The sequence below is a fragment of the Novosphingobium sp. AP12 genome, assembly GCF_000281975.1.
Taxonomy (GTDB): Bacteria; Pseudomonadota; Alphaproteobacteria; order Sphingomonadales; family Sphingomonadaceae; genus Novosphingobium.
The window spans coordinates 1-12,384 of record NZ_AKKE01000137.1; the positions used below are offsets into that span (position 1 = coordinate 1).

General features: G+C 69.7%; 7 protein-coding genes. 5 read left to right on the forward strand and 2 right to left on the reverse strand.

Going from position 1 to position 12,384, the window contains the following annotated elements; translation table 11 throughout:
* Window positions 1–70 precede the first annotated feature (70 nt).
* On the forward strand, window positions 71–1,717 hold the full coding sequence (locus PMI02_RS19635) for an O-antigen ligase (RefSeq protein ID WP_007686154.1): 1,647 nt from the start codon (window positions 71–73) through the stop codon (window positions 1,715–1,717).
* A gap of 5 nt (window positions 1,718–1,722) precedes the next feature.
* On the opposite strand, the gene PMI02_RS19640 is transcribed toward PMI02_RS19635, so the two are convergent.
* Together PMI02_RS19640 and PMI02_RS19645 are read right to left on the reverse strand one after the other, a co-directional pair.
* Complete coding sequence (locus tag PMI02_RS19640; RefSeq protein ID WP_007686156.1) at window positions 1,723–3,108, reverse strand: oligosaccharide flippase family protein; 1,386 nt, start codon at window positions 3,106–3,108, stop codon at window positions 1,723–1,725.
* A complete protein-coding gene (locus tag PMI02_RS19645) occupies window positions 3,105–4,352 on the reverse strand; it encodes a glycosyltransferase family 4 protein (protein ID WP_007686158.1) in 1,248 nt (415 codons plus the stop codon). The genes PMI02_RS19640 and PMI02_RS19645 overlap by 4 nt, the downstream gene beginning before the upstream one ends.
* Window positions 4,353–4,544: 192 nt before the next feature.
* Here PMI02_RS19645 and PMI02_RS19655 point away from each other — a divergent pair, with 192 nt between their 5' ends.
* The 4 genes from PMI02_RS19655 (at window position 4,545) to PMI02_RS19670 (ending at window position 12,381) form a co-directional block, all read left to right on the forward strand.
* Window positions 4,545–5,456 (forward strand): 2OG-Fe(II) oxygenase, encoded by a 912-nt coding sequence (locus PMI02_RS19655; protein WP_007686161.1) that lies wholly within the window; start codon window positions 4,545–4,547, stop codon window positions 5,454–5,456.
* Window positions 5,453–6,670 carry a glycosyltransferase family 2 protein gene (locus tag PMI02_RS19660; RefSeq protein ID WP_007686164.1) on the forward strand — a complete coding sequence of 406 codons (1,218 nt, stop codon included), beginning with the start codon at window positions 5,453–5,455 and terminating at the stop codon, window positions 6,668–6,670. The genes PMI02_RS19655 and PMI02_RS19660 overlap by 4 nt, the downstream gene beginning before the upstream one ends.
* Window positions 6,667–7,587, forward strand: a complete 921-nt coding sequence (locus tag PMI02_RS19665) for a glycosyltransferase family 2 protein (RefSeq protein ID WP_007686166.1) — start codon at window positions 6,667–6,669, stop codon at window positions 7,585–7,587. The genes PMI02_RS19660 and PMI02_RS19665 overlap by 4 nt, the downstream gene beginning before the upstream one ends.
* 129 nt (window positions 7,588–7,716) lie before the next feature.
* Window positions 7,717–12,381 (forward strand): MupA/Atu3671 family FMN-dependent luciferase-like monooxygenase, encoded by a 4,665-nt coding sequence (locus tag PMI02_RS19670; protein ID WP_007686169.1) that lies wholly within the window; start codon window positions 7,717–7,719, stop codon window positions 12,379–12,381.
* The last annotated feature ends 3 nt before the right edge of the window (window positions 12,382–12,384 follow it).

Below are 12,384 nucleotides of genomic sequence, written 5' to 3' on the forward strand. Positions count from 1 at the left end.
AAGGCGGCGCCCAGCCGATCGCGGAGGCGCCCAAGTACCGGGTCGTGCGCAGCTTCCTGGAGGCGCATCCGTGAACGACAATGGCCAGATAGACGAATACCCGGACGCCTTCGCAGAGGAGCATGCGGAAGGAGGTGAATACGCTCCTCCCGCCAGTTCGGGCGCCGTGACGCTGAGCGCCGTCGTCATCCTTGCCGCCGCCGCCGTCACTTTCGTCCTGTTCAAGCCGGCCTTCTACGCCGCCTGCGTGTCCACGATCGGCGTGGGGCTGTTCGTCTACGCGCTCCGCGCGCCGCTGCGGCGCGACATGGCCCGCCCCGCGATCCTGATGTCGTTCCTGATGCCGTCCCTGGCCTGGATGCTGCCCAACGTCTGGCTGGTCTACCTCGTCATGCTGGTGTGGGTGCCGCTGTTCGCCGGCCGCATCGAGCGGGTGGCGGGGATCTACCTGTTCAGCCTGCTGCTGCTGCCGGGACTGGACCAGCCGATCGAACTGGGCGGGCTCAAGCTGTTCGATTTCGGCATCCACGACGCGCTCGCGCTCGGCGCCGCGTTCGCCATCTTCAAGGACTCGCGCAAGTGCCGGGTCGCCGCCGGAGACGACATCCGGGTGGGGCTGCTGCTGATGGTGCTGGTCTTCGCGATGGCGCGCAATTCCACTCTCACCCACTTCATGCGCATGATCACCAACGTCGTCCTCGACTTCGGCCTGCCCTACTACATCCTCAGCCGCGGACTGGCGGGGGTCGATGCGATGCGCTCGGCGATGCGGTGGCTGGCGGCCTCGGGCGCGGGGCTCGCGGGCGTGCTGACCTTCGAGGTCTGGAACTGGTGGCCGATGTACAACGAGCTGTACTGGCGCCAGAACGTCCCCATGCTGCTCGTCGTCAAGACGCGCGGGGCGATGCTGCGCGCCGGCGGGCCGTTCAACGAGCCGACCTCGATCGCGCTCGTCATGGCCATGTGCCTCTTCGCGCTGTGGCTGCTGCGCTCAGACTTCCGGACCAAGGCGCTCCATACGCTGCTCTGCGTGGTGACGTTCATCGGCCTTTCGGCCCCGCAGTCGCGCAATGCCTGGATCGGGCTCGGCCTCGCCATCCTGCTGGCCGACATCTTCACCGGCCGCTGGACCGCGCTGGTTCGCAAGGTCGTGCCGGCGGCGGCGGCGATCGGCCTGATCATGGCCATCGCCAGCCTGTCGCCGGACTGGTCGGAATCCCTCGGCATGTCCGGGCAGGGCAGCGACACCGCCGACTACCGCCGCGCGCTGCTCGAACGCGGCAGCGAGGAGTTCTGGAAACGGCCGATCACCGGCTATGCCGCCCGCGAACTGGAGCTGCGTCTCGACGACATGCGCCAGGGCGAGGGCATCATCGACTACGTAAACACCTATCTCTGGTTCGGCCTCTTCGCCGGAGCGGGGGGAGCAGCGATCTTCGTCGCGAACATGTTCGCACCGCTGGCGCAGCTCTGGCGGCGGCGCTCGATGCTGGCGGAGATAGGCGCCACCGCGCCGGCCGCCTTCGTGTTCGGTTGCATGGCCATGCTGGCCACGACGCTGTTCTTCACCTCGTTCGGCGGCCGCATCGCCTTCCTGACCTTCGGATACATCGGCATCGCCGCCGCCATCCGCACCGCCTGCCGGGGCGCATGGGCCGAAGACACTTCGGGGGACGCCATCGCGTGGCGTCCCCCGATCGTCGCGCTGCAACGCTGAAGGGCCTAGTGCACCAGGTAAGGTGAGAGCAGCGCGTCGGCCGCGAAGCCGAGGGCGATGCCGCCTGCTCCCACCGCCATGAACAGGCCTTCCTGGCCTAGGTCGAGCAGCCCCGCCTGACGCATGCGCACCCACTTGATCGCCAGCGCCGAGCCTTCCATCAGGCCCACGGCGCAGACCAGTCCGAGCTGGCCCCAGGCGAGGTAGCCCGCCAGTCCCGCGCTCGCCAGCCAGGCCAGCTTGGCGATGCTCGCCTCCAGCGTGGCGCGGACGCGCCCGGTGGCGGTGAGGCTCTCGTTCGCGGCGTTGGACGGCAGCGCCAGCAGCGAGGAGATGCACAGGATCTGCAGGTAGAGCGCCGCGTCCGCATAGCGCGGGTCGTAGAGCACGCCGATGATCAGCGGCGCGCTGCCGATGATGCCTCCGGTCGCCACCGCATAGAGCAGCGAGGGCACACGCCGCCGCGCATAGAACTGCGCGCGCATGTCGGGTGCGCCTTCGTGCCAGATCCGCGCATAGGCGGGGTACAGCACGCGGCTGGCATAGTTCGCCGCGAAACCCAGCGGCGCCGAAGCAAGATTGCCCGCGAGCACGTAGAAGCCGAAGTGGTCGAGAGGCAGCACCTTGGCCAGCACCAGCTTGTCGCACTGGGCCACCAACAGGTAGATCAGGCTGGAACCCGTGACGTAGCGGGCGAAGGACCAAAGCTCGCGCAGGGTCGAGCGTTCGAAGGTCAGCCGGTGCAGGCCCTGCCCGAACATCGTGTAGCTGAGCAGCGATTTCAGCCCGCCGCCCACCAGCATGCCGCCCAGGATCGCCCAGTAGTTGCCCCAGGCCCAGGCCAGCAACGCGCTCGCGGCGATCTGGACCACCAGCGCGGCGATCTCCAGCGTCGAGAGGCGCAGGATCTGGCCTCGCCGCAGGGCGGAGAGCAGGCTGATCGAACCCACGCCCTCCACCACGAACACCAGCCCCGACACGGCGATGAGCGGAGCCAGGTCGGGCCGGCCGAGCGCGTGCGACACCGGCAGCGCCAGGATCGCCAGAGTCGCCGCCAGCAGCAGCGAGCGCAGGAACGCGACGGTCCAGACGGTGTCGAGGAAGGCCGTCTGGTCACCGTCCTTCTGCCGCACGACGAAGGCCTGGAAGCCCAAATCGCTAGCCAGCGCGACGGTGAACTGTAGCGAGGCGATGACGCCGGAGATGCCGAACACCTCGGGCACCAGCAGGCGTGTCAGGATCATGCTGCTCACCGCGCGCAGCAGGTTGTTGGCGACGACCGAGGCGACGACGACGTTGGTGTCGCGCAGCGCCGCGCCGCGGATGCGCGCGACGAGGCCGGGACGGGGGGCGACCGGCGACCAGGGGGCGCCTGCGATCTCCACCGTCATTGCAGTTCGAGTTCGCGCGCGCGCGGGATGGAGCCGGCACCGATGGCGTCCGCGTAGCATTCGAGCAGGCGGTCGCCGACCACTTCGGTCGCGAAGACTTCCTCGCAGCGCCGCCGGGCGGCTGCGCCCATGGCTGCCGCCAGCGGGGGATTGGCGAGCATGCGCTCCAGCGTCGCGGCCAGTGCATCGGGATCGGCGACCGGGGTGAGCATGCCGGTCTCGCCGTCGAGGATCACCTCGCCGCTGGCCGGCCATGCGGTGCAGATGACCGGGGAGCCCGCCGCCATCGCTTCGAGCAGGACGTAGGGGAAGCTCTCCCAGCGCGACGCGCAGACAGTGACGTTGGCCCTGAGGCGCAGCGGCGCGATCTCGGCCGCGGTAAGCTTGCCGGTGAAGGTGATCCGCTCGCGCGCGGCGGGCGAGAGGTTGGCGTGCACGAAGTCCTCGAAGCCGATTCGCCGGCCCGGCGTGGTCTCCAGCCCCTCGTCCGGGCCGACCATCGTCAGGCGAGCGGTCGGCCGGAGCCGGAGCAGGCGGTCGAAGGCCAGCAGCATGGTGTCCGCGCCCTTCCAGAAGTCGAAGCGGCCGATCACCAGCACATGATCGCGCTCGCACCCGGCGAGGCTCCAGCGGGGCGATGCGTCGTTCAGGCCAATCGGATTGGCGATGACGAGCGAAACCCTGCCCGCCTCGCGCCCGTACTTCGCGCAGGTTTCCTCGAGGATCGCCTGGGTCGGCGAGGTGACGATCGCGGCGGACCGCACCGCGCTCGCTTCGGCCCGGCACCGCGCCTCGTCGGACAGCAGTTCCGCTTCGGTCAGATTGCGCACGGGCTTGACGACATGCGGGCCGTGGAGCCTCGTAATGACCGGCGCATCGATGGCGCGCGCGACCATTTCCGACCAGCCGAAGCTCTCCTCCATCTCCAGCACGTCGAACCGCTTGATCCGGTGCGCCGCCGCCACCTCGCGCGCCAGCGCCCGTCCGACCGGGGCCAGAGCGCCGGAGGAGCGGTCGAGCCGCCAGGCGATGCGGCTACCGGCGCGCGCCAGCGCGCGCGCCGCACCGCTGCGAGGCGCAAGCGGCATGGCCGTCCCGTCGGCGAAGATCAGCTCCCCCTGCGACAGGACCGAGACGTCGTGTCCGCGCGCAAGGAAGTGCCGCCGCACTTCCGCGACGTAGCTGACGATGCCGTTGGCGCCCCTGGAAGGCGGCCAATGGGGTGAGCAAAGCCCGATGTGCACGCGGCAACTCTCCTTGCATGCCGGAAGGGCACGTTCGCCGCGCAGTCTATTGGCCGCCCATGGTGGGTGTCGATCATGAGAACGTACTAGGGGTTTTCAGGTCTGCCCCAGCGGGGGTCATGGCCCCTATCCTGTCCCCGACCGGTCGATGCGGTCGGGCCTTGCGCCGGTGGCGCGAGACAGGAGGATTTGATGGCATTTCTGGGCCTGACCGATCTGGGCGGCTACCATTGTTTCGACTACGACGCATGCCGCGAGGCAGGAGCCGCGCAGGCCGCGCGCTACCGCGAGGCCGACCCGTTCCCGCACGTCGTCATCGACGATTTCCTCGACAGCGATTTCCTGCGCGGAGTCCTCGCCGAGTTCCCCGACAGCTCGGGCCGCGACTACTTCGACCGTGACCAGGAACGGCTCAAGTTCCAGTTCCGCCCCGACCAGTGCGCGGGCGCACACACCCGCATGCTGTTCGCCGAACTCAATTCACGCGCCTTCCTGGCGTTCCTGACCGCTCTGACGGGCATCCGCGGCCTGATCGCCGATCCCTACCATTCGGGCGCCGGACTGCACGAGACGCGCCGGGGCGGACACCTCGGCATCCACGCCGACTTCCCGCACCATGGCCGCATGAAGGTGGAGCGCCGGCTCAACCTGCTCATCTACCTCAACGAGGACTGGGACCCCGGCTACGGCGGCGCGCTCGAACTGTGGGACCAGGACATGAAGGAAGCGCGCCGCTCGGTCCTGCCCGAACTGGGGCGCGCGGTAGTGTTCAGCACCGACCGCGACACCTTCCACGGCCATCCCGACCCCCTCGCCTGCCCGCCCGGCAAGTCACGCCGGTCGATCGCGACCTATTACTACACCGCCGTCGCCGCGCCGCTGCCCGATCTCGAGCGCACTACCGACTTCCGGGTGCGGCCGGGAACCACCGACAAGGCCGACTGGCGCATCCGCCTGCACAACCTCAAGTCCGACTGGATGCCGCCGATCCTGCAGCGGCGCGGCCGCGAACCGCTCGCCCCGTTGGCCCCCGAACCGCTTGCGCCCGTGGTAACCGGGCCGCTCGTCTCGGCAGGTTCCGGGCAGGGCGCCAGCTCATCGTGACGGCACCCGGCACGATACCCACCTTCCTCGCCTGGACCACTTCCCTGGTGACGGCCGTCCCGGTGCTGACGCTGGCGGCGGAGTGCCTCGCCGGCAGCCGCCGCCCCGCCCCCCCGCCCGAGGGGAGCGCCCCGCCGTTCCTGGTGCTGATGCCCGCGCACGACGAGGCCGCGGGGATCGAAGCCTGCGTCCGGTCCGTGCTGGCGCAGCTGCGCCCCGGCGACGAACTCGTCGTCGTCGCCGACAACTGCACGGACGACACCGGCGCGCGCGCCCGCACACTGGGCGCCACGGTGATCGAGCGGCACGAGCCGGCGCTGCGCGGCAAGGGCTACGCGCTCGAATTCGGCCGGCTGTTCATCGCCGCCAACCGCCCGGCCGAGAGTCCCGCAAGCCCGCAGGCAGTGCTGATCATCGACGCGGACTGCCTTCCCGACACCGGCTCGCTGCAGGCCCTTGCGGCCACCGCGACCCGGCGGCAGGCGGCGGTCCAGGCCGTGTTCCTGTTCGACACGCCGGCCAGGCCGTGGGAGCGGACCAGCCCCATCGTGCGCATCTCCAGCTTCGCGTTCCTCGTGAAGAACCTCGTGCGGCAGCAGGCGCTCGACCGGCTGGCCGGCGCGGCGCTGCTGCACGGATCGGGCATGGCCTTCCCGCGCGCGCTATTCCTGAAGATGCACTGGTCGCACAGCTCGCTGGTCGAGGACCTCGAGATGGGGCTCGACCTGCTGCTCGCGGGGCAACCCGTGGTGGTGGAGCCCGCCGCGCGCGTCATCAGCGCGGCCAGCTCGGTGGAGGGTACCGGAAGCCAGCGCAGGCGGTGGGAACACGGCATGATGCAGACCGCCTGCCGCTACGTGCCGCGCCTGCTGCTCAGGGCGCTTACCCGCCCGGCGCGCGGCGGCTGGCGGCTCGCCGTGGTGGCGCTTGACCTCATCGTTCCGCCGACCGTGCTCCTGGCGCTGACGTCTCTCGTCGCGTCGGCGGTCGTGCTGCTGCTCGCAGGTGCGACCGGGCCGTTCCTCACGCTGCTGGCGGCGCAGGCCGCGGCGGTGCTCGGCGTCGGTCGTGCGTGGTGGGTCCATGGGCGGGCCGTGCTGCCGCTGCGCCATCTCCTCGACCTGCCCGGCTACTTCCTGTGGAAGCTGCCGCTGATCCTGCAGTTCGTGACGCGGCGCGAGCGCGAGTGGACCCGAACGGAGCGCCTGCCATGAAGAACCTGGGCTTCGTCATCATCGGCCGCAACGAGGGCGAGCGCCTCGCCCTCTCGATCGACAGCGTGCTGCGTACCGGCCACAGCACGGTCTACGTGGACTCCGGTTCGAGCGACGACAGCGTGGCGCTTGCCAGGGCACGCGGGCTGCCCGTTGTCGAACTCGACCCGGCGCTCCCCTTCACTGCGGCCCGCGCCCGCAATGCCGGTTTCCACTGGCACCTGCGCGACAACGTGCAGCTGGCCTACGTCCACTTCGTCGACGGCGACTGCGAACTGTGGCCGGGCTGGGTGGAAAAGGCCCTCGAGACCATGGGAACCGACCATCGCCTCGGTGCCGTATGTGGCCGCAGGCGCGAGCGCGATCCCGACGCCAGCCCCTACAACCAGTTGTGCGACTACGAATGGGACACACCTGTGGGGCTAGCCGACACCGTCGGCGGCGACGCGCTGTTCCGTGTCGCCGCGCTCAAGGCGGTGAAGGGCTTCGACGAGAGCCTGATCGCGGGCGAGGAACCGGAACTGTGCTATCGCATCCGGCGACGCGGGTGGCTGATCCGCCGGATCGGCGCGGACATGACCATCCACGACGCGGCCATGACCCGGTTCGGTCAATGGTGGCAGCGCAACCGCCGCAACGGCTACGCGACCGCCGAGGCGCTGGAGATGCGCGGGACCGACAACGCCGCGGTGAAGCGCGAGGTCGTGAGCAACGTGGTCTGGGGACTGCCGCCGATGTGGCTCCTGTGGCCGCTCCTCTGGCTGCGCATCTGGATGCGCAAGGATGCGCTCCAGGCCAGTTACATGACCATCGGCAAGGTCCCGCATCTGCAGGGCCAGATCGACTACTGGCGCCGCACGCGATGCGGGGCGAAGGGCGGCAATCCCGGAAAGACGCGGCTGATCGAGTACAAATGACCGCCGTAAAATGTCCGTAAGAACGCACCGTCCTAAAAATAGGCACTGAGTTCGAAAGATGGATATCCGCTACGTGCTCGAATAACGTCGCCCATGGACTGAACAAGTCCGACGATCTTGGGGCACGGCATGACGTCGATCAGCAATTATACCGCAACATTTGATAATTCCAACGATGCCAAGCACGGACTATTTCGTACCATCGTAATTGGTAATGAAACTCTGCTGTCCGAATGTAGCAAGCTTCTGCTGGAACGCGATCATGAGATCGTTGCCGTAGTCGCCGCCCCGATGTCCCCGGCCGCGCAGTGGGCGAAGCAGGCCGGGATCGCCGTCCATGCCCGCCCGCGAGATCTGCTGAAAGCCGGACTGGGACGTATCGACTATCTCTTCAGCATCTCCAACTTGGCGGTGCTCCCGGCCGAAGTGCTGGCGCTCGCCGCGCGCGCGGCGATCAACTTCCACGACGGCCCTCTGCCCGAGCGCGCCGGCCTCAACACGCCGGTCTGGGCGCTGCTGGAAGGCGCGGCGCGCCACGGCGTGACCTGGCACCTCATGAACCACGCCGTCGACGAAGGCGCCGTACTCGCCGCCGAAGCGTTCGAAATCGCCGAGGAGGAGACCGCGCTCTCGATCAACACCCGTTGCTTCGAGGCCGGACTGCGCTGCTTCACCGGCCTAGTCGCCGATCTCGATGGCGCGGTCGCCGCCGCCGTCCCGCAGAACCGCGCACCCGACCGCATGTACGGCCGCGCGACCCGCCCCGATGGCGCCGCGACGATCGACTGGCACCAGTCCGCCGAGGATATCGCCCGGCTCGTGCGCGCGCTCGACTTCGGCCTCTACGCCAACCCGGTGGGCGCACCCAAGGCCCTGCTCGGCGAGCGCCTGCTGCTCGTCCAGCAGGTCACGCCGCTGGCCACCGTTTCCGGACGAGAGCCGGGCACGATCATCCTCTCCGGCCCCACCCCGGTAGTGGCGACGGGTACCGAGGACCTGCGCATCGACCGCCTTGCCGCGCTGGACGGCGAGGTCCTGAGCGGCTCCGCGATCGGCGACCTTCTCATCCAGGCGCAGGGCTTCGCCTCGCTCGGCACGGCGCGCAAGGAGCAGCTGAACGGCCTCGACGCCGCCGCCGGTCGCTACGAAGCCTGGTGGCGCCGCCGCTTGCAGATGCGCGAGAGCCTGCAACTGCCGCAGTTCCGCCCCCGCGTCGGGACGGCAGGCGCCCAGCCCTTCGTCATCGACCGTGCCCTCCCCCAAGGCATCGCGCGCAGTGAAGCGCTCGCCGCGCTGGTCCTCTGGCTCGCCCGCGCCGCCGACCGCGACACCGTGGACATCGGCTACTCCGACAGCGTGAACCACGCGCTGCTGGGTGACGTCGCGGGCTGGTTCGCGCCCGAGATTCCGCTGCGCCTCGCCATCGACTTCGCCGCGCCGCTCAGTGCCGTCGCCGACGCGCTGCAGGTCGAGATCGCGGGCCTGCGCCGCCGCGTCGCCATTTCCGCCGACCTCATCGCCCGCAGCCCCGAACTGCGCGGCCGCGCCGCCTTCGGCCATCCGGTGACCGTGCAGGTCGTCGACCGTCTCGCCGACGCGCGTGCCTCGACCGAAGCGGTGCTCGACCTCACGCTCTGCCCCGCCGAGGGTACGCTGCGCTGGACCTGCAACGCGACCCGGCTCGACCGCGCCGACGCCAAGGACCTCGCGCGCGGGTTCGAAGCGATGTGCCTCTCCTTCGTCGCCACCCCGGATGCGCCCGCCGGCACCCTCTCGGTTCTCGAGCCCGAGGAGCGCCAGCGCATCCTTGGCGCGTGGAACGCGACCGAGGGCCCGGTGCCGCAAGGCCCGGCCTGGCACCGCCACTTTGTCGCCCAGGCGCAGCGTACGCCCCACAGCATCGCCGTGACCGCGCTCGGCACCTCGCTCACCTATGCCGAGCTGGACGCGCTTTCGAACCGCATCGCACGCGACCTTGCAGGGCGAGGCGTCGGGCCGGAAGTGCTGGTCGGCCTCCACCTGTCGCGTTCGGTGGAGATGCTCGCCTGCCTCATCGGCGTGCACAAGGCGGGCGGTGCCTACGTGCCGCTCGATCCGAGCTACCCGAAGGACCGCATCGCCCACATGATCGCGGATTCGGGCCTCGGCCTGATCCTCAGTGAGACGGCGCTCGCCGCCGAGCTGCCCGAAACCCCTGCCCCGGTGCTGCATGTCGACACCATGGCCGAGGCTTTCGCCGCGCAGCCATCGACCCCCATCGAGGACGGCATCGAGGGCGGGAACCTCGCCTACATGATCTACACCTCGGGCTCCACCGGACTGCCCAAGGGCGTCATGGTCGAGCACCGCACCCTGCTCAACTTCTACGCCGGAATGGACCGCCATATCGAGCCTGACGGCACCTGGCTCGCCGTCACCAGCCTCAGCTTCGACATCTCGACGCTGGAGCTGATGTGGCCGCTGATGCACGGCTACCACGTCGTCATCGCCAGCGAGCGCGAAGTGCGCGGCGACGTGATCGCGGCGGACGAAGTGCGCCCGGTCGGCTTCAGCCTGTTCTACTTCGCCAGTTCCAGCGCGGGCAGCGCCGCCGAGCAGTACAACCTGCTGCTGGAAGGTGCCCGCTTCGCCGACCGCAACGGCTTCGAGGCGATCTGGACGCCCGAGCGCCACTTCCACGACTTCGGCGGCCCCTATCCCAACCCCGCCGTCGCCGCCGCCGCGATCGCCGCCGTGACCTCGCGCGTGCAGATCCGCGCGGGCAGCGTGGTGGGCACCTTGCACCACCCCCTGCGCATCGCCGAGGAGTGGGCGCTGGTCGACAACATCTCGAACGGTCGCGTCGGCATCGCCTTCGCCTCGGGCTGGCAGCCGGATGACTTCGTGCTCAACCCCGGTGCCTATGCCGACCGCGCGGGCACGCTGGCGCGCTGCATGGACGACGTGCGGGCACTGTGGCGCGGCCAGAAGCGCAGCTATCCCGGGCCGCTCGGCCACGATGTCTCGGTGCTGACCTATCCTCGCCCGGTCCAGCCGGAACTGCCGGTGTGGATCACATCCGCAGGCAATGCCGACACCTTCCGCGAGGCCGGACGCGTCGGCGCCAACGTGCTCACCCACCTCCTCGGCCAGTCGATCGAGGAAGTCGCCTCCAAGATCGCCGCCTACCGCGAGGCCTGGCGCGCCGCCGGCCATCCCGGCGAAGGCCGCGCCACGCTCATGCTGCACACCTTCCTCGGCGAAAGCGAGGAGGCCGTGCGCGAGGCCGTCCGCGGTCCGCTGATCGAATACCTGCGCACGTCCACCAACCTGCTCAAGCAATACGCCTGGTCGTTCCCGGCCTTCAAGAAGCCTGCGGGCGGGGAAAAGCTGGAACTGTCGGACCTCAGCGGCGAGGAAACCGACGCGCTGCTCGAGCACGCGTTCGAACGCTATTTCGAGACCAGCGGTCTGTTCGGCACACCCGACGACAACGTCGCCCTCGTGGCGCGCCTTGCCGCGCTGGGCGTCGACGAAATCGGCTGCCTCGTCGACTTTGGCGTGAATGCGCGCACAGTGATCGACCATTTCCCCGCGATCGCGCGGCTACGCGAGATCACGCAAGGCACCCCCGCCACCCGCGAACGCCCGCTGCACGACCTCATGGCCCGCCACGGCGTCACCCACCTGCAATGCACGCCCTCGCTGCTGCAGATGCTCGCCGGAGACGAAGCCTCGCGCCCGCGTCTCGCCGCGCTGCAGCGCCTCATGGTCGGCGGCGAGGCATTCCCCCCGCAGCTGGCGCGCGACATGACCGGGCTCGTCTCGGGCAGCGTCATGAACATGTACGGCCCGACCGAGACCACCGTCTGGTCCGCCGTCCACACCCTCGAAAGCGGAGACGCCGCGCCGCCGCTGGGTCGCCCGCTGCTCAACCAGCAGATCTACATCCTCGACCGCCGCGCCCAGCCGGTGCGGCAGGGCACCCCGGGCGAACTCGTCATCGGCGGCGCCGGTGTCGTGCGCGGCTATCACGCCCGTCCCGAACTGACCGCGGAGCGCTTCACGGCGCACCCCTTCAACCCCGGCGAGCGGGCCTACCGCACCGGCGACCTTGCACGTCAGCGCGCTGACGGCACGCTCGAATTCCTCGGTCGCCTCGACCATCAGGTGAAGATCCGCGGCTACCGCATCGAGCTGGGCGAGATCGAATCCGCGCTGACGGCGCACGCCGACGTGACCGAAGCCGTCGTCGTCGCCCGCAAGGAAGGCGCGGCCACCCGCCTCGTCGCCTACCTCGCGCCGCGCACCGGAGCACCCGCCGTCGAGGACCTGCGCGCGTACCTTCGCGAACGGCTGCCCGACTTCATGGTGCCTGGCAACTTCGTCCTGCTCGAAGCCCTGCCGCGCACCCCCAACGGCAAGATCGACCGCAATGCCCTGCCCGAACCGGTCAGCGTCGTGGTCAGCAATGACGAAGCGGACGGCGGAGCCCCCGCCAGCGGCATCGAGGCGCAGATCCAGGCCATCTGGTGCGACCTGCTCAAGCTGCCGCAGGTGCGCCTCACCGAGAACTTCTTCGACATCGGCGGGCACTCGCTGCTCGCCATCCAGGTCCACCGCCGCCTTGCCGCCGAACTGCCGCAGCCGGTCGCGCTGACCGACATCTTCCGCTTCCCGACCATCGCGTCGCTCGGCGCGCACCTGTCGGGCGGGAACGAGGATGTCGCGGCACTGGACGGACAGAACCGCGGCCAGGCGCGCCGTGTCCATAACCAGCGCCGCCTCGCGGCGCGCGCCGGAATGAGGGGTTGAGCC